This window comes from Streptomyces mabaensis (genome assembly GCF_053763515.1).
In genome coordinates this window covers 1-18027 of the sequence record NZ_JBSOPZ010000035.1, presented here as the reverse complement: position 1 = coordinate 18027, position 18027 = coordinate 1, and the positions used below count along the sequence as shown (strand labels likewise).

At 72.2% G+C, this 18027-nt stretch carries 17 protein-coding genes; 13 read left to right on the top strand and 4 right to left on the bottom strand.

Annotated elements, in window-relative coordinates:
* Positions 1-17: 17 nt before the first annotated feature.
* Both ACWV17_RS26805 and ACWV17_RS26800 read right to left on the bottom strand, forming a co-directional pair.
* Positions 18-299, bottom strand: a complete 282-nt coding sequence (locus ACWV17_RS26805) for an Lrp/AsnC ligand binding domain-containing protein (protein ID WP_455355496.1) — start codon at positions 297-299, stop codon at positions 18-20.
* Positions 296-1006, bottom strand: coding sequence for a rhomboid family intramembrane serine protease (locus tag ACWV17_RS26800; RefSeq protein WP_455361699.1), 711 nt, complete (start codon positions 1004-1006; stop codon positions 296-298). The genes ACWV17_RS26805 and ACWV17_RS26800 overlap by 4 nt, the downstream gene beginning before the upstream one ends.
* Positions 1007-1150: 144 nt before the next feature.
* Here ACWV17_RS26800 and ACWV17_RS26795 point away from each other — a divergent pair, with 144 nt between their 5' ends.
* The 5 genes from ACWV17_RS26795 (at position 1151) to ACWV17_RS26775 (ending at position 6622) form a co-directional block, all read left to right on the top strand.
* The gene (locus ACWV17_RS26795) at positions 1151-1390 is read left to right on the top strand and encodes a hypothetical protein (RefSeq protein WP_455355498.1); all 240 of its coding nucleotides are present in this window, start codon (positions 1151-1153) and stop codon (positions 1388-1390) included.
* A 34-nt stretch (positions 1391-1424) separates the two neighbouring features.
* On the top strand, positions 1425-2786 hold the full coding sequence (locus ACWV17_RS26790) for an NYN domain-containing protein (protein ID WP_455361732.1): 1362 nt from the start codon (positions 1425-1427) through the stop codon (positions 2784-2786).
* A 248-nt stretch (positions 2787-3034) separates the two neighbouring features.
* Positions 3035-4057: an NlpC/P60 family protein gene (locus ACWV17_RS26785; RefSeq protein WP_455355499.1), complete on the top strand. Its 1023-nt coding sequence runs from the start codon at positions 3035-3037 to the stop codon at positions 4055-4057.
* A 257-nt stretch (positions 4058-4314) separates the two neighbouring features.
* The gene (locus ACWV17_RS26780) at positions 4315-5352 is read left to right on the top strand and encodes an NlpC/P60 family protein (protein ID WP_455361698.1); all 1038 of its coding nucleotides are present in this window, start codon (positions 4315-4317) and stop codon (positions 5350-5352) included.
* A 49-nt stretch (positions 5353-5401) separates the two neighbouring features.
* Positions 5402-6622 (top strand): hypothetical protein, encoded by a 1221-nt coding sequence (locus tag ACWV17_RS26775; protein WP_455361697.1) that lies wholly within the window; start codon positions 5402-5404, stop codon positions 6620-6622.
* A gap of 43 nt (positions 6623-6665) precedes the next feature.
* Here the strand turns inward: ACWV17_RS26775 and ACWV17_RS26770 are convergent, their stop codons facing one another.
* A complete protein-coding gene (locus ACWV17_RS26770) occupies positions 6666-7904 on the bottom strand; it encodes a glycosyltransferase 87 family protein (RefSeq protein ID WP_455361696.1) in 1239 nt (412 codons plus the stop codon).
* A 108-nt stretch (positions 7905-8012) separates the two neighbouring features.
* On the opposite strand from ACWV17_RS26770, the gene ACWV17_RS26765 reads away from it, so the two are divergent.
* Positions 8013-9167 (top strand): glycosyltransferase family 4 protein, encoded by a 1155-nt coding sequence (locus ACWV17_RS26765; RefSeq protein ID WP_455361695.1) that lies wholly within the window; start codon positions 8013-8015, stop codon positions 9165-9167.
* 55 nt (positions 9168-9222) lie between these two features.
* Positions 9223-10899: a GMC oxidoreductase gene (locus tag ACWV17_RS26760; protein WP_455361694.1), complete on the top strand. Its 1677-nt coding sequence runs from the start codon at positions 9223-9225 to the stop codon at positions 10897-10899.
* On the opposite strand, the gene ACWV17_RS26755 is transcribed toward ACWV17_RS26760, so the two are convergent.
* Positions 10887-12683: an AMP-dependent synthetase/ligase gene (locus ACWV17_RS26755; protein WP_455361693.1), complete on the bottom strand. Its 1797-nt coding sequence runs from the start codon at positions 12681-12683 to the stop codon at positions 10887-10889. The genes ACWV17_RS26760 and ACWV17_RS26755 overlap by 13 nt on opposite strands.
* A 218-nt stretch (positions 12684-12901) precedes the next feature.
* On the opposite strand from ACWV17_RS26755, the gene ACWV17_RS26750 reads away from it, so the two are divergent.
* The 6 genes from ACWV17_RS26750 (at position 12902) to ACWV17_RS26725 (ending at position 17785) form a co-directional block, all read left to right on the top strand.
* Positions 12902-13672 carry a metallophosphoesterase family protein gene (locus ACWV17_RS26750; protein ID WP_455355505.1) on the top strand — a complete coding sequence of 257 codons (771 nt, stop codon included), beginning with the start codon at positions 12902-12904 and terminating at the stop codon, positions 13670-13672.
* Positions 13673-13774: 102 nt separating this feature from the next.
* Complete coding sequence (locus ACWV17_RS26745) at positions 13775-14224, top strand: SRPBCC family protein (protein WP_455355506.1); 450 nt, start codon at positions 13775-13777, stop codon at positions 14222-14224.
* Entirely contained in the window at positions 14224-15474 is a 1251-nt protein-coding gene (locus tag ACWV17_RS26740) for an ArsA family ATPase (RefSeq protein WP_455361692.1), read from the top strand. Before ACWV17_RS26745 ends, ACWV17_RS26740 begins: the two co-directional genes overlap by 1 nt.
* Before the next feature lie 62 nt (positions 15475-15536).
* Positions 15537-15956: a DUF5304 domain-containing protein gene (locus ACWV17_RS26735; protein WP_455361691.1), complete on the top strand. Its 420-nt coding sequence runs from the start codon at positions 15537-15539 to the stop codon at positions 15954-15956.
* A gap of 61 nt (positions 15957-16017) precedes the next feature.
* Complete coding sequence (locus ACWV17_RS26730) at positions 16018-16959, top strand: ROK family glucokinase (protein WP_455361690.1); 942 nt, start codon at positions 16018-16020, stop codon at positions 16957-16959.
* Positions 16960-17026: 67 nt separating this feature from the next.
* A complete protein-coding gene (locus ACWV17_RS26725; protein ID WP_455361689.1) occupies positions 17027-17785 on the top strand; it encodes an endonuclease/exonuclease/phosphatase family protein in 759 nt (252 codons plus the stop codon).
* Positions 17786-18027 lie beyond the last annotated feature (242 nt).

Sequence of the window (18027 nt, the reverse complement as noted above, 5' to 3'; positions counted from 1 at the left end):
ACAGGGCCGGACAGCGCCTAGGCGTCCAGGCCGATCGCGAAGGCCGCTTCCAGGTCGTGCTGGGAGTACGTACGGAACGCCACATGCGTGTCCGTGGCCTCCACACCGGGAATCTTGCTGATCCGGCCCGGGATGATGTCCGCGAGGTCGTCGTGCCGGGCCACCCGCACCAGCGCGACGAGGTCGTACGTACCGGTGACGGAGTAGACCTCGCTGACGCTGTCCAGGGCGGCGATCGCCTCCGCGATCTCGGGAATCCGGTCCACGCTGGTCTTGATGAGCACGATCGCGGTGATCACGGCTTGCTGTCTCCCTCGGTGGCCGTCGCTGGACCACTCACTCTATCCGTACGCCTGTAACGCCCCCAGGCGTAGAGGAACCCGATCGAGAACCCGACCAGATGGGCCAGATAGGCGACTCCGGGCCCGCTGTCGGCACGATGGGCCGCCAGCCACTGGATGCCGAACCAGAACACCAGCACGATCCAGGCGGGCAGCCGCAGCGGCAGGAAGAGGAGGAAGGGGAACAGGCTGGTGACCCGGGCCCTGGGGAAGAGGTACAGGAAGCCGCCGAGCACCCCGGAGATCGCTCCGGAAGCCCCCACCAGGGTCTGCTGCGAGTCCGCGTTCGCCACCGCGTACCCGACCAGCGCGAGATAGCCGCAGCCGAGGGAGAAGAGCGCGAACTCCGGGCGCCCCATCCGCTCCTCGGCCATCGCCCCGAAGACGTAGAGAAACAGCATGTTGCCGAGCAGATGCAGCCAGCTGCCATGGACGAACAGGGCGGTCAGCGGGGTGAGCACCGCCCGGCCGACGCCGCCGAACAGCTCGTGCGGGATGACCCCCCAGCGCTCGAAGTAGGCGCTCTGCGCGGCGGTCAGTTCCGGGCCCGTGCCGTACGCCGGATTGAGCCCGGAGACCGGGCTGAGGGCGAAGACCAGGCTGCAGGCGCCGATCACGCCGTAGGTCACCAGGGGCCGGCCGGCCGCTCCCCACCTTACGATCATGAACAGAGCATGTCGTAAGGGGACAGACTGGAACAGGGTGCCTCGCCGCGTCTCGCATGCAGGACTGCGCGCCACCCGGGGTACCCGCCAGGCAATAGGGTTACGGGCAGTCCACCCGCAAGGCCAAGAAAGAGGGACGGCACGATGACGGTTCCCCTGCCGACCACCACGACCAGGTGGCGCTGCACGCTCTGCGGCAACCTCACCCGGTTCGACGTCACCAGGTCGTCGAAGGTGATCGAGTACGTACATCTCGACCTCGCCGGGGAACCGAAGGTCGAGGAACGCGAGGTGGTCAGTGAGACCATCGAGTCGGTGCGCTGCCGCTGGTGCAACGCGGTGGACCAGATCGAACTCGTGGACAGGCCGGGCGACGGCTCCTGAGGGAGCCGCCCCGCATTGACGGTAGGGGTGACGGATTGTGGAGCCTGCAAGCGGCGCTGAGCCGGCCCGTGAGGCCGGCGACGCCGCCGAGGTGCTCGACCGCCCGCTGCCGGAAGGCGTGAGGCGCCGGGTCGTCTCGCTGGTCTCGGACGCCTTCGGCGGGCTGACGGTCGCCGAACTCCCGTCGCAATTGCGGCAGTACGCCCGTTTCACCCCGACCAGGCGGGCGAAGTTCGCGGGCAACGCGATGGCTTCGGCCCTGGAGGGCGACACGCTGTTCCGGCAGCGCATCGGCGAGCGGCTGCGGGAGGCCCAGCCGGAGCTGACCGGTGCGCTGGAGGCCGGTGTGCCCCCGGCCGCTGCCGATCCCGTCGACGTGGCGGCGGCCGCGTATGTGCTGCGGCCGACCGGGTGGGTCAAGCTCGTGGCCGCCGCCGGCGAGGAGGCCCAGCGCGCCGACGCCGAGCGGGTGGGCGAGGAGACCCAGCGGGAGCTGGATCGGCTGCGCGAGGAGCTGGAGCGGGCCCGCGCCCAGACCAGGCACGACACCGAGCGGCTGCGCGCCGATCTGGAGACGGCCCGCAAGGAAGCCGATGCGCTTCAGCGCAAGCTGCGCAGCGCGCAGAGCGATCTGAAGCGCGGTGAGGCGGCGCTGCGCAAGACGGTCGCCGAGATCGATGGGATCCGCGGCGAGGCCACCGCGCAGGTCGCCGCGGCCGAGAGCGAGACCCGGCGGCTGAAGTCGCGGCTGGCCGAAGCGGAGTCGGCCGTCGAGGCGAGCCGCCGCGCCGCCCGCGAGGGCCGCAGCGTCGAGGACATGCGGTTGCGGCTGCTGCTCGACACGGTGCTGGAGTCGGCGCAGGGGCTGCGGCGTGAACTGGCCCTGCCGCCCGCGTCCGTACGTCCCGCGGACATGGTGGACGCGGTCGAGCCGGGGCGTATGTCGCCCAAGGACATCGCGGCCCGGGCGCTGTCGGAGACCGATCCGGCGCTGCTCGACCAGCTGCTGGCGCTGCCCCAGGCCCATCTGGTCGTTGACGGCTACAACGTGACCAAGACCGGCTATCCGACGATGCCGCTGGAGAAGCAGCGGCTGCGCCTGCTGGGCGGTCTGTCGATGCTCGCGGCGCAGACCGGTGCCGAGATGACCTGTGTCTTCGACGGGGCGGAACTGGCGGCGCCGGTGCTGCTCGCGCCGCCGCGCGGGGTGCGCGTGCTGTTCTCCAAGCCCGGGGTGACGGCGGACGAGCTGATCCGTCAGCTCGTCCGGGCGGAGCCGCCGGGCCGGCCGGTGGTGGTCGTCTCGACCGACCGGGAAGTGGCCGACGGAGTGGCCAAGGCGGGGGCGCGTCCGGTTGCGTCCGCCTTGTTGCTGAAGCGGCTTTCGCGCGTCTGAACAACTCCTGGGCCTAATGCCCGAATTCGCGGAACGTACCGTCAAGTGGCCATTACTGCCAGTGCGATGTCTGAGAATAATCCCGTCCGCGACTGAAATTTTTCTCATGAGGATTTGAAGTGATCACACGTTGGTCACTAGGGTCAGGCCTCAAACCTTCGTGCGGTTGATCGTCCATCCGGGATGTCTGCGAAGGGACCGCCGAGTCAGCGTTGTTCGGCGGCTCGAGGAAGAAGGAGCTCGCCTTCGTGGCGTCCCACCGTCGACCCAAGCAGCCGAGCCGCACACGTGTGACCGTGCTCACCGCGACCGCCGCCGCAGCCGTGGCGCTCACCTCCCAGACCGCCCAGGCCGACCCGAAGCCGAGCAAGAGCGAGGTCAAGGCCAAGGTCGACAAGCTCTACCACGACGCCGAGGTGGCGAACGAGAAGTTCAACGGCGCCGAGGAGCAGCGGGACAAGCTCGAGAAGCAGGTCAGCGAGCTCCAGGACAAGGTCGCCCGCGGTCAGGACGAGCTCAACGCCATGCGGGACGGCCTCGGTTCGATGGCCACCGCGCAGTACCGCACCGGCGGCATCGACCCGTCCGTGCAGCTCTTCCTCTCGGCCGACCCGGACGGCTATCTCGACAAGGCCTCCTCGCTCGACCAATTGAGCGCGAAGCAGGCCGAATCGGTACAGAAGATCCAGGCGAAGCAGCGCGCTCTCGCGCAGCAGCGCGCCGAGGCGTCCGGCAAGCTCCAGGACCTGGCCGAGGCGCGCAAGGAACTCGCCAAGAAGAAGAAGGAAGTCCAGGGCAAACTCGGCGAGGCCCAGCGCCTGCTGAACTCCCTCACCGCCAAGGAGCGCGCGGCGATCAGCGAGGAGGAGAACCGCGCCAACCGCGCCAGCGACCGGGCCGACCTCGGCAACGAGAAGCCCTCCTCGGGCCGCGCCGCCGCCGCGCTGGCCGCCGCGCAGACCCAGCTCGGCAAGCCGTACGTCTCCGGCGCCGAGGGCCCCAACTCCTACGACTGCTCGGGCCTGACCCAGTGGTCGTACGCCCAGGCCGGCGTGAGCATCACGCGCACCACCTACACCCAGGTCAACGACGGCACCCGGATCGGCCGGAGTGAGCTGCAGCCGGGCGACCTGGTCTTCTTCAGCGGTCTGAGCCACGTGGGCCTCTACGCGGGCAACGGTCAGGTGCTCCACGCGCCCAAGCCGGGCACCGTGGTCCGGTACGAGGCCATGGAGTGGGCCGGCAGTTTCCAGTTCGGCGTCCGCATATGACGGCCCGTCACTGAAGTCCGTTACTGAACCTCCCCGCGCTGCCGCACCGCCCATTCGGGCGATTTCCGGCATCGTTCGCTGACTGTCCGCCCCGCCGGTGACCTGCGTCTCCGGCGGGGCGTCACTGTCTGTACGCGCCGAGGTCTTTGGCCGTCACATGGTCGCGCGGCTACTGTCTGCCCGCGCGGTTCCCGGCGATTCGTCCGCCCACCAGGGCGGCAGGGCACCGCATGCAGCGGAAGGGAGTGCGGCTTCCTGTGGCGTCCCATCGCCGGCCCACGCAGTCGGGCCTTGACCGGAGCACCCGCGTCACCGTCCTGTCCGCCGCCGCGGCCACCGCGGCGGCAGCCTTCTCGGCCGCGCCGGCGGACGCGGAACCGCATGACACCCCCAGCGTCACCGCCACCCGGGCGAAGGTCGACCACCTCTACGAGCTGGCGGAGAAGGCCACCGAGCGGTTCAACGAGGCGGACGAGCGCGCCGGCGAGCTGCGCGAGCAGGTGCGGCAGACACAGGACTCCGTCGCCCGCGGCCAGGACCGCATCAACCGGATGCGGGGTCTGCTCGGTGCGTTCGCGGGTGCCCAGTACCGGTCCGGCGGCATCGACCCGTCGGTCGCCCTGCTGCTGTCCGAGGACCCGGACAGCTATCTCGACAAGGCCGCCACCCTGGACCGCATCGGCGCGCGCCAGGCGGGCAAGCTGGTGGAGTTCCAGTCAGCGCAGCGCGGGCTGGGCCAGCAGCGCGCGGAAGCCATGCGCAAGCTGGCCGAACTGGAGCGTCTGCGCGGTGACGTGGCCCGCCACAAGCGCACGGTCACCGCCAGGCTCGCCCAGGCGCAGCGGCTGTTGAACGCGCTGCCCTCCGACGAGCGCGCCGCGTACGACAGGGCCTCGCGCTCCGGGCGCGGCGAGGTGCCGCCCGGGCTGTCCGGTCAAGGCGCGTCCTCCGCCCGGGCCGCGGCCGCCGCATCGGCCGTCCGCCGGGCGGTCGGCCTGCCCTATGTGTGGGGCGCGACCGGGCCGTCCGGCTTCGACTGCTCCGGGCTCATGGTGTGGGCGTACCGGCAGGCCGGCGTCTCCCTGCCGCGCACCTCGCAGGCTCAGCGGAACGCGGGGCGGCATGTGTCCCTCGCCGAGGCGCGGCCGGGCGACCTGGTCACGTACCGCAGCGACGCCAGCCATGTCGGGATGTACATGGGCAACGGCCAGGTCGTGCACGCCCCGTACCCCGGCGCGCCCGTGCGGTACGACCCGGTCGGCATGATGCCCGTGTCGGCCGTCACCCGGGTCTGAGCCGGGCCGCGAGAGCGCTCCGGCCGCCGAAGCCCCGTACCCTCGCAGAGTGGCAGGTCGCGGGCGTGGGACGAGACGGTGGGCGGGGTCGGCGGCGGCTCTGCTCCTGCTGCTGACCGCCGGGTGCGGGGCGCCGGCCGTGCCCGACACCGCCGCGCGGGAGGTCCGGCGGACGCTGGACCTCCGGGCCGAGGCCGTCCTCGACCGCGACGAGGCCGACTACCTCGCGGCGCTCGATCCGGCAGCGCATGCCCTGCGGGCCGCCGCGCGCGAGGAGTTCGCGAACCTCGCCGACGTACCGCTGAAGTCCTGGGAGTACGACCTGACAGGTCTGCGGCGGGAGGGCTCCACCGCCACCGCCCGGGTCGAGCTGCGCTACCGGCTGGACGGCTACGATCGTGCGCCGCTGCGGACCGGCCGTGAGCTGGAACTGGCCGAGGCAGACGGCCGGTGGTACGTCACCGCCGACCGGCCCGCCCGGGGCGCGACCCAGCAGCTCTGGCAGCAGGGCCGGGTCACCGCCGTGCGCGGCACGCACAGCCTGGTCCTGGGCGTCGGGCGGACGGCCGGGACACTGCGCGAGATCGCGGCGGCGGCCGACCGCGCGGTGCCCGCCGTGGAGGCGGCCTGGCCGGGCGAGTGGGCCGGGCGCGTGGTCGTCCTGGTGCCCGGATCGCTGGCCGCGATGGGCTCGCTGCTGGGCTCGCCGGCGGCCGGTTACCGGGGGATCGCGGCGGTCACCACGGCGGAGACCGGCGGCTCGGGCCCGGCGCCGGCGGACCGGGTGATCGTCAACCCCGAGGGGTACGCAGTGCTGAGCGAGGCGGGCCGGCGCGTCGTCCTGACCCACGAGACGGCCCACGTCGCCACCCGCGCGCACACGTCAGCGGCCACCCCGCAGTGGCTCTCGGAGGGCTTCGCGGACTGGGTGGCCTACCGGGGTACGGACCGCACGGCGGCCCAGGCGGCGCCCGAGCTCCGGAAGGCGGTACGCGGCGGTGAGCTGCCCGGCCGGCTGCCCGCGGACGAGGACTTCGCCTTCGGCGGCGACGCCGGCCGGCTGGCCCGGGCGTACGAGGGCGGCTGGCTGGCCTGCCGGCTGATCGCGGACCGCTGGGGCGAGGAGAAGCTGACGGCCTTCTACCGGGCCGTGGGCGCGCACGAGAAGCGGGAGGGCGCGGTGGAACGGGCGATGGCCAAGGTCCTCGCGACCACCCCGGAGGACTTCACCGCCCAGTGGCGCACCTACCTGAGCAACCAACTCCCCTGACCGCCCCCGCCGCTGCCCCCGCCGGGCGCCGCCCGCGCTGCCGTCAGGAGGTGAGGAGTTCGGACTCCTTGCCGCGGCCCTGCCGGGGCTGGGTCGCCGGGGGCGGGACCGTGTCGCGCCACAGGCGGCGGCACGCCGTGAATGCCGCCGCGACCAGCAGGCCGTTGCGTACCGTCAGCAGCAGGATGCCCAGCCAGTCGCTGGCCACGACGTGCGAGAACCACAGGGGGAACTCCAGCAGCGTGACCCCGGTCGCGGCCAGCACCAGCCGGGCCGGGCCGTCCATCCGGCTCGCCCGCAGGGACAGGCACGCGGCGGCCAGGCCGACCAGCCACAGCAGGTACTGCGGACTGATCACCCGGCTCGTGGTGGTGAACAGCAGGACCGCGGTGAAGGCCGCGTCACTCGCGGTGCTCGCCCCGAATCTCCGCGCGCGCAGCCGCCAGACCAGCAGCCAGCAGAAGGCGATCAGGGTGAGCGCCAGCGCCAGCGTGCTGACCAGGGGGACATGCGGCCCGAGGAACTCCATCGAGCCGTAGTTCAGGAGCACCTGCCCCTCCCAGCCGAAGTGCCGCGCCACGTGGAAGACCAGGGCGCCGAGCGACTCGATCTCGGTGCCGCGGTCCCGCTGGAACGTGAGGAACGCCAGTGCCCCCGGCATCGCCGACGCGAAGAGCAGCGCGAGCCCGCCGACGGTCAGCGCCGCCGAGCCCCACGCGGCGCGCGTCGCACGGCCGGGACGGGTGCCCGTGAGCAGCAGCGCGGGCCACACCTTCAGCAGCGCACCCAGACCGGCGAGCGCCCCCAGCGTGCGCGGATGGCGGGCCCCGGCGAGCAGGGCGGCGACCGCCACGGCGGTCACCATCAGGTCGTACCGGGCGTACGCCGTCGGGCCGAGCAGCGGCACCCCCGCCACCCACACCCACGCGCCCGCCAGCCGCCGGCCGGGCCTGCGTCCCGCGTACGTCAGCAGCCCCATGACCAGCGCGTCCGCGAGGAACGCCAGCACGAAGAAGGCGGAGGCGTAGTCGAGGAAGGGCAGCAGGCCGGGGGAGAGGATCGCCAGCGCGGCGGCCGGCGGGTACTGCCAGGTGACGTCGTCCAGCGGGAAGGTGCCGGTCCTCAGCACCTCGTACCAGCCCTGGTAGATCACGGAGACATCAGTGGTGACGTCCGGCCCGGGGAACGTGACCACCTTGAACACGCACAGCAACACGAGCGCTCTGGTGACGCCCCACACCACGAGCGGCTCCCTGAGCTGCGCGCCGCCGATGCCTGCCATGACCACCTCATGTCTGCGAGGGCGGACCAGCCCCGCCCGAGCAGCAATGATGCCTTCCGCCCGGGCCCGGCAGCCACGCAGTACGGCCGTTCGGTACTGTCGGCGGCGATGCACAAGACCCTGATCGTGACCAACGACTTCCCGCCCCGCCCCGGCGGTATCCAGGCCTTCCTGCACAACATGGCGCTGCGCCTGGACCCCGAGCAGCTCGTTGTCTATGCCTCCACCTGGAAGCGGGGGGCCGAGGGCGCGGAGGCCACCGCCGCCTTCGACGCCGAGCAGCCCTTCACGGTCGTCCGCGACCGTACGACCATGCTGCTGCCGACCCCGCGCGTCACCCGGCGGGCCGTCCAGCTGCTGCGCGAACACGGCTGCGAGTCGGTGTGGTTCGGGGCGGCCGCCCCGCTCGGTCTGATGGCCCCGGCCCTGCGCCGGGCGGGCGCGAAGCGGCTGGTCGCCACCACGCACGGCCACGAGGCCGGCTGGGCGCAGCTGCCCGCCTCCCGGCAGCTGCTGCGCCGGATCGGCGAGGGCACCGACACGATCACCTACCTCGGTGAGTACACACGCTCCCGGATCGCCGCCGCGCTCACCCCGCGGGCCGCCGCGCGCATGGTCCAACTGCCGCCCGGCGTGGACGAGAAGACCTTCCATCCCGGCTCGGGCGGCGACGCGGTGCGCGAGCGGCTCGGCCTGGCCGGCCGGCCCGTCGTGGTGTGCGTGTCCCGGCTGGTGCCCCGCAAGGGCCAGGACACCCTGATCCTCGCGATGCCGCGGATCCTGGCCCAGGTGCCCGACGCCGTGCTGCTCGTCGTCGGCGGCGGACCGTACGCCAAGGACCTGAGCAAGCTCGCCGCCGACACCGGTGTCCAGGACTCCGTGCGGTTCACCGGCCCGGTGCCGTGGGAGGAACTGCCCGCCCACTTCGGCGCGGGCGACGTCTTCGCCATGCCCTGCCGTACGCGGCGCGGCGGGCTCGACGTCGAGGGCCTGGGCATCGTCTACCTGGAGGCCTCGGCGACCGGGCTGCCGGTGGTGGCGGGCGACTCCGGCGGTGCGCCGGACGCCGTCCTCGACGGGGAGACCGGCTGGGTGGTGCCCGGCGGGCCCCCCGCGGTCGCGGCGCGGGAGTCGGCCGACCGGATCGTCACCCTGCTCCAGGACCCGGAACTGCGGCGCCGGATGGGCGAGCGCGGCCGGGAATGGGTCGAGGAGAAGTGGCGCTGGGACCTGCTGGCCGAAAATCTCAAGGCCCTCTTGTAGAAACGCCGTTGCGCGGGATATGGGCGGAATCGGATATTCCGCTCATGATGCGCCCATGACATCAAATCTGACGCGTCGTCATCTTCTGGGCCTGGGCGCCCTGCAGACGGCGGCCGCGCTCGGTCTCACCCGCATCGGTCTCTCCCCGGCTGCCGCCGCGGAGCCCACGGCGGCAGCCGCTGATCGGACCGCCGCCGACCACGCCCCCGCTGCCGACTACGCCCCCGCCGTCGTGGTCGGCTCCGGCTACGGCGCCGCCGTCGCCGCGCTCCGCCTCGGCGAAGCCGGCATCCGTACGCTCGTCCTCGAAATGGGCCGGCTCTGGGACACCCCGGCCGCCGACGGAAAGGTCTTCTGCGCCACCTCGGCACCCGACCACCGGTCCATGTGGTTCCGCACCCGCACCGAGGCGCCGCTCGCCACCTTCCTCTGGCTGGACGTCGTCAACAAGGACATCAGCCCCTACCCCGGCGTCCTGGACCGGGTCCGCCACACCGGCATGTCGGTCTTCGTCGGCCGCGGTGTCGGCGGCGGATCGCTGGTCAACGGCGGGATGGCGGTGACCCCGCCGCGCGCGTACTTCTCCGAGGTGCTCCCGCGGGTCGACGCCGCCGAGATGTACGACACGTACTTCCCGCGGGCCCGGCAGATGCTCGGTGTCAACACCATCGATCCGGCCTGGTTCGAGTCCACCGAGTGGTACCGCTTCTCCCGGATCTCCCGGAAGCACGCCCACAAGGCGGGCCTGCGGACGGTCTTCGTACCCAACGTCTACGACTTCGGGTACATGCAGCGCGAAGCCGCCGGCCAGGTCACCAGGTCCGCGCTCGCGGGCGAGGTCATCTACGGCAACAACCACGGCAAGCGCAGCCTCGACAAGACCTATCTCGCGGCGGCGCTCGGCACCGGGCATGTCACCATCGAGACCCTGCACCGGGCCAGAGGGATCCGCAGACAGCCGGACGGTACGTACGTCCTCACCGTCGACCGCACCGACGTCACCGGGCGGGTCGTCGAGACCCGCGAGATCGGCTGCACGCGGCTCTTCCTCGGCGCCGGCAGCCTCGGCACCACCGAACTCCTGCTGCGCGCCCGCGAGACCGGCACGCTGCCGGACCTCAGTACGCGGGTCGGCACCGGCTGGGGACCCAACGGAAACGTGATGACCGCCCGGGCCAACCACCTCTGGGACACCGTCGGCGCCAACCAGTCGACCATGCCCACCCTGGGCATCGACGACTGGGCCAACCCCGCCAACCCGGTCTTCGCGGAGATCGCGCCGCTGCCCACCGGGCTGGAGCACTGGATCAGCCTCTACCTGGCGATCACCAGGAACCCGGAGCGCGGCACCTTCTTGTACGACTCCGCCACGGACTCCGCGAAGCTCAACTGGACCCGGGACCAGAACCAGCCCGCGGTCGCCGCCGCCAGGTCCCTCTTCGACCGGGTCAACCGGGCCAACGCGACGATCTACCGCTACGACCTGTTCGGCGGCAACAAGACCTTCGCCGACGACTTCACGTACCACCCGCTGGGCGGCTGCGTGCTCGGTGAGGCGACCGACGACCACGGCCGGGTGAAGGGGTACTCCGGGCTGTACGTCACCGACGGGTCACTGATCCCCGGCTCGGCCGGGGTCAACCCGTTCGTCACCATCACCGCGCTCGCGGAACGGAACCTCGCCCGGATCCTGGCGGAAGACCGCGCGGATCACGCGGATCACGCGGTGTAGAGCCCCTCGATCGCGTCCGCGAAGTCCTTCGCCACCACATTGCGCTTGAGCTTCAGCGACGGCGTGAGGTGGCCCGACTCCTCCGTGAACTGGGAGGGCAGGATGCGGAATTTCCGCACCGATTCCGCCTTGGAGACGGCCGCGTTGCCGTCGTCCACCGCCGACTGCACGGCGGCGATCAGATCCGCGTCGTCGCGCAGCGAGACGGCCGTAGAACCCGCCGGCTTGCCGTGCTCCGCGGCCCAGCGGCCGAGGAACTCCTCGTCGATGGTGACCAGCGCGCCGACGAACGGCCGCCCGTCGCCCACCACCATGCACTCCGCGACCAGCGCGTGGGCGCGGATGCGGTCCTCGATCACCGCGGGGGCGACGTTCTTGCCGCCCGCGGTGACGATGATCTCCTTCTTGCGGCCGGTGATCGCGAGGTAGCCGTCCTCGTCGAGCGTGCCGATGTCACCGGTGTGGAACCAGCCGTCGGCCAGCGCCTCCGTGGTGGCGCTCTCGTTGTGCCAGTAGCCCTGGAAGACGTGCTCGCCGTGCACCAGCACCTCGCCGTCGTCCGCGATCCGCACCACGGAACCGGGCAGCGGCTGGCCGACCGTACCGATCTTCTGCCGGTCCCACGGGTTGAACGCGGTGGCCGCGCAGGTCTCCGTCAGGCCGTACCCCTCCAGCACGGTGAGGCCGATACCACTGAAGAAGTGGCCGAGCCGCTCGCCCATCGGGGCGCCGCCGGAGATCGCGTACTCGCAGCGGCCGCCGAGCACCGCACGGAGCTTGCTGTACACCAGCCTGTCGAAGACCTTGTGCTTGAGCTTCAGGCCGACGGACGGGCCGCCCGGTGTGGCGCGCGCCCGGCTGTACGCGATGGCCGTGTCGGCCGCCTTGTCGAAGATCTTGCCCTTGCCGTCGGCCTGCGCCTTGGCGCGCGCCGAGTTGTAGACCTTCTCGAAGACGCGCGGCACACCGAGGATCAGCGTCGGCCGGAAGGAGGCGAGCTCGTCGGTGAGGTTCTTGATGTCCCCGACGCAGCCGAGCCTGACCGGGGCCAGCACCGACCCCACCTCGACCAGCCGTCCGAAGACATGCGCGGCCGGCAGGAAGAGCAGTACGGAACCCTCGCCGGTCCGGAACAGGGGGCGCAGCCGCTCCACCACGTTGCCGCACTCCGCGAAGAAGTTGCGGTGGGTGAGCACGCAGCCCTTGGGCTTGCCCGTGGTGCCGGAGGTGTACACGATCGTGGCGATGTCGTCGGCCTTGGCGACCGAGGTGCGCTCGTCCACCGTCGCGTCCGTGACCTCCGCACCCGCGGCACGGAGCTCCTCGACGGCACCCTGGTCGATCTGCCACAGGTGCTTCAGGCCGGGCAGGCTGTCGCGTACGGAGTCGACGGCGGCGGTGTGCACGCCGGCCTCCACGATGACGCCGACCGCGCCCGAGTCGCCGAGAATCCACTGCACCTGCTCGGGCGAACTGGTCTCGTACACCGGCACGGTGACCGCGCCCGCGGTCCAGATCGCGAAGTCGAGCAGCACCCACTCGTAGCTGGTGCGGGAGATGAGGCCGATCCGGTCGCCCGGCTGGACACCGGAGGCGATCAGGCCCTTGGCGGCGGCCCGCACCTCGGCGAGGAACTCGGTCGCGGTGAGATCGGTCCACACGCCGCCGAGCTTGCGGCTCATGACCGCAACATCGGGGTGCTGAGCGGCATTGCGGCGGATCAGATCCGTCAGGTTGCCGTCCGAAGGGACCTCGTACAGGGCCGGAAGGCTGAACTCGCGCAAGACTGCTGCTCCTCTGGGCGCCATCGCCACGATCGGACTGCCCGGACGTTACCCATCAGTAGTGGGTTCCCGATAGGGGGTTCAGGCCAGATGTTCCATGCGTCACACGACACGGCGGTACCTGGCGCAGAGTAGTCCACTCTTCACACAACTCGAAAGTAACCGCAGGTCCGGCGGGCTCTACCCAGGTGCACGCGGGTCGACTTAGGGTGATCGTCATGCCTGGCACACGAGTCCACGTCGTGAGCGACGTCCACGGGAACGCGGCGGATCTGGCCAAAGCCGGAGAGGGCGCTGACGCCCTGATCTGCCTCGGTGACCTTGTCCTCTTCCTCGACTACGCCGACCACACGCGCGGCATCTTCCCCGACCTCTTCGGTGCCGAGAACGCCGACATCATCGTGGAACTGCGCACCGCGCGCCGCTACGAGGAGGCCCGCGCGTTCGGCGCCCGCCTCTGGGCGGGCCTCGACCGGAACGCCGCGATCGAGGCGGCGGTGCGAAAGCAGTACGCCGAGCTGTTCGCCGCGTTCCCCACGCCGACGTACGCGACCTACGGCAACGTCGACATCCCGTCCCTCTGGCCGGAGTACGCGCGACCGGGCACCACCGTCCTGGACGGCGAGCGCGTCGAGATCGGCGGCCGGGTCTTCGGCTTCGTGGGCGGCGGGCTGCGTACGCCGATGCGTACCCCGTACGAGATCAGCGACGAGGAGTTCGCCGCCAAGATCGAGGGGCTGGGCGAGGTCGACGTGCTGTGCTCGCACATCCCGCCGGAGGTCCCGGAGCTCTGCTACGACACGGTGGCGCGGCGGTTCGAGCGCGGCAGCCGGGCGCTGCTGGCCGCCATCCACCGGGTGCGGCCGCGGTACGCCCTCTTCGGCCACGTGCACCAGCCGCTGGCCCAGCGCCTGCGGATCGGCGCCACCGAGTGCGTGAACGTCGGTCACTTCGCTTCCACCGGGCGGCCGTGGGCCCTGGAGTGGTGACAGTGTCGCTCGCGGTAGCCTTCACGCGGCAGGCGGCACCCGCGCGCCTGGTCAACTCCCTTCTCTCTCCCCTAACCGGACCGCACTGGAGGAGCCACAGCGATGGCGGAGCACACCAGCTCGAGCATCACGATCGAGGCGGCACCGGCCGATGTCATGGGCGTGATCGCCGACTTCGCCCGTTACCCGGAGTGGACGGGAGAGGTGAAGGAGGCCGAGGTCCTCTCCACCGACGCCAAGGGCCGCGCCGAACAGGTCCGGCTGCTGCTGGACGCCGGTGCGATCAAGGACGACCACACTCTCGCGTACACCTGGACCGGTGAGAACGAGGTCAGCTGGACGCTGGTCAAGTCGCAGATGCTGCGGGCGCTCGACGGCTCGTACATCCTGGCTCCGGCGGGCGCTGGTGACCGTACCGAGGTCACCTACCAGCTGACCGTCGACGTCAAGATCCCGATGCTCGGCATGATCAAGCGCAAGGCGGAGAAGGTCATCATCGACCGCGCGCTGGCCGGCCTGAAGAAGCGCGTCGAGAGCGGCCCGGCCGTCTGATGCGTACGGTCCTCGTCACCGGCCCCGGCGGCGCGGGCCGTACCACCGTCGCGGCGGCGACCGCGCTGGCGGCAGCCCGCGCCGGACAGCGTGCGCTGATCCTCTCCACGGACCCCGGCGACACCCTGGGGCCACTGCTCGGCGCCCCGATCGGCACCGACCCGGCCGAGGTGGCCCCGGGCCTGTGGGCGGCGCGGACCGACCCGGGCGCGGAGTTCCGTACGGAACTGCTGGCCCTGCAGGACCGGAGCGCGGCCGCACTGGACCTGCTGGGCGCGAACCGCCTGGAGGCGGAGGAGCTGACGGAACTCCCGGGCACGGCTGAGCTCGCGCTGCTGCGCACGCTGCGCACCCTCCACGAGGGCACCCACCCGGCGCTGGCCGCCGGCGCGGCCGGGTTCGACCTCGTCGTGGTCGACATGCCGCCGACTCCGCAGGCGATCGCCTGCCTCGCGTTGCCCGAGCAGCTGCGGCGCTATCTCCGGCGGCTCGTGCCCGCCGAGCGGCAGGCCGCCCGGGCACTGCGGCCCGTGCTGGCGCAGCTCGCCGGTGTGCCCATGCCCGCGCAGTGGGTGTACGCGACCGCTGCCCGCTGGGAGGCCGAGCTCGCGGCGGCCCAGGCCGCGGTCGAGTCACCGGACACCACGGTCCGGCTGGTACTCGAACCGGGCCCGGCCGCCGTCGACGCCCTGCGTACCGCCCGGACCGGGCTCGCGCTGTACGGCCGGGCCCCGGACCTGGTCGTCGCCAACCGGCTGCTGCCCACCGGGTCCACCGACCCGTGGCTCGCCGGCGCCTCCGCCGGGCAGCAGGAGCTTCTCAAGCAGCTGACCGACGAGTTCCCCGCCGTACGGGAGCTGGGGCACCTCGGCCAGGCCCCGCGCTCCCTCGACGACCTGGCCCGGCTGGACGTGCCGGCCGAGGCGGGGCGCGACGGGGTGCCCGCCGCGGTGCCCGACTCGGTGCCCGACTCGGTGTCCGCCGCCGAGCCGCCCCGCTGGACCGTCGAGGACCGCCTCGCCGAGGACAACGTCCTCGTCTGGCACCTGCCGCTGCCCGGCGCCACCCGGGACGCCCTCGAACTCGTCCGTCGCGGCGACGAACTCGTCCTCGCCGTCGGCCCGTTCCGCCGGATCGTCCCCCTGCCGTCCGCGCTGCGCCGCTGCACCGTCTCCGGCGCCGGCCTGCGGGACGGCGAGCTGCGCGTCCGCTTCACGCCGGACCCGGCGCTGTGGCCGCGCACCCGCTGAACGCGCTGCCGCCGTTCAGGTACCGTCGGTGTTAACCCGTTGTTCTCCCGCAGGAGCCCGCCATGAGCGAAGCCACCGATCGCCCTGTCGACGCCGATGCCGACGCGTGGGCCAGGGCGTGCGCCGAGGATCTCGCGGCGGAGAAGGCCCGCCGCCGCGGGCAGCAGCAGGGGCAGCCGCCCGGCACGGCCGCCGAGGAGCTGCGCAAGCTCGTCGACGCGGTCGCCGACAAGGTCGCCTCGCTGCAGTCCCCGCTGCTGGGCACGGCCGCGCAGGGCGCCGTACAGCAGCTGATCAGCCAGGCGAAGGCCGCCGTCGAGCCGGTCATCGAGCGGAACCCCGACGTCTTCGACCACCTCGCCGCGGCCGGTTCCGAGCTGCTCGCCGCGTACCGTTCCGCCGTCGAGTCGCAGGAGCGTCGCTGGTCGCAGGGGCCGAAGGGCGAGGGCCCCGGGCCGGCCGAGCACATCGACCTCGACTGACGCGCCGTCTCCCTCGGGTACGGTTGGCCTTAGCGGGGCTCGACCGAATACTGAGGGACACATGGGACTCACCATCGGCGTCGACATCGGCGGCACGAAGATCGCGGCGGGCGTGGTCGACGAAGAGGGCACCATCCTGGACACGTACAAGGTGCCCACCCCGACGACCGCCGACGGCGTCATCGACGCGATCTGCACGGCCGTGTCCGAGGTCAGCGGCGGCTACGAGATCGAAGCCGTCGGCATCGGCGCTGCCGGATACGTCGACGACAAGCGCGCCACCGTGCTCTTCGCGCCGAACGTCAACTGGCGTCACGAACCGCTCAAGGACAAGGTCGAGCAGCGCGTCGGCCTGCCCGTCGTCGTCGAGAACGACGCGAACGCCGCCGCGTGGGGCGAGTACCGCTTCGGCGCCGGCCAGGGCCACGAGGACGTCATCTGCATCACCCTCGGCACCGGCCTCGGCGGCGGCATCATCATCGGCAACAAGCTGCGCCGCGGCCGCTTCGGCGTCGCCGCGGAGTTCGGCCACATCCGGGTCGTCCCGGACGGCCTGCTGTGCGGCTGCGGGAGCCAGGGCTGCTGGGAGCAGTACGCGTCGGGCCGCGCGCTCGTCCGGTACGCCAAGCAGCGCGCCAACGCGACCCCCGAGAACGCCAAGATCCTGCTCGCCCTCGGCGACGGCACGGTCGACGGCATCGAGGGCAAGCACATCAGCGCGGCCGCGCGCCAGGGCTGCCCGGTGGCCGTCGACTCGTTCCGCGAGCTGGCACGCTGGGCGGGTGCCGGCCTGGCCGACCTGGCCTCGCTGTTCGACCCCTCGGCGTTCATCGTCGGCGGCGGTGTCTCGGACGAGGGCGAGCTGGTCCTCGGCCCGATCCGCAAGTCGTTCCGGCGCTGGCTGATCGGCGCCCAGTGGCGACCGCACGCGCAGGTTCTGGCCGCCCAACTGGGCGGCCGGGCAGGCCTGGTGGGCGCGGCGGACCTGGCCCGCCAGGGCTGACCCTCCGTACGACAGTGCCCGCCGCGCCCCCTGGGGCCGCGGCGGGCACTGGCATATCTTGAGCCCCATGGCGACGAACGCGCTGCCCGACTCCCGTACCGAGCCCGACGGTTCGGTCGTGATCCGGGTCCTCAGCTACAACATCCGCTCGATGCGCGACGACCGGGAAGCCCTGGCCCGGGTGATCGGCGCGTGCGCGCCCGACCTGGTCTTCGTACAGGAGGCGCCGCGGTTCTTCCGGTGGCGCAAGCGCGCGGCGTGGCTGGCGGCCCGCACCGGTCTGGTGGTGCTGTCCGGCGGGGCGACCGCGTCCGGGCCGCTGCTGCTGTGCTCGCTGCGGACGACGGTGGAGCGTACGGAGGACGTACTGCTGCCGCGCACCCCCGGCCTGCACCAGCGCGGTTTCGCCACCTCGGTGGTACGGATCGGGGGCGCGCGGCTGGGGCTCGTCAGCTGCCACCTGAGCCTGCAGACCGATGAGCGCTTCGCTCAGGCCGGAATGCTGCTGGACCGCCTGAAGGCGATGGACGTCCCGCACGCGATCGCGGCCGGCGACATCAACGAGCGGCCCGGGGGCCGCTCGTTCCGCCGGCTGTCGGAGGAGCTCCAGGACTGCTGGACGGTCAAGCCGTGGGGCGGCGAGTACACCTCGACCTCCGGCGACCCGCACCAGCGGATCGACGCGATCTTCGCGACGCACGGAGTGGAAGTGCTGGGCTGCGGTGTCCCGTCGGACCTGCCGGCGGTCAGCGAGGCCGACCTGAAATCGGCCACGGACCACCTCCCCGTCCTGGCCGCCCTCCGCGTCCCCGCGACCGCTGCCTAGCCCCGCCCCCGTCGCTGCGTGGGCTCCGCCCGGTTCTGCCGCCTCCGCGTGCCCGCGCCTGCTGTCTAGCCCGGCGCCCGCCGCTGCGTGTGCTCCGCCCGGGCCGGGTGCTCTCCGCGCGCTCGCGCACCCCGCGCCGGCCCGCCGTCTCCGACGACCCCGCCCAGGGCCTGTCCGGCGGATCTTGGCCGGGGCCACGACGTCTGGCACGGCACCTCGCCGCGTTGCCGAAATGCCCGAAT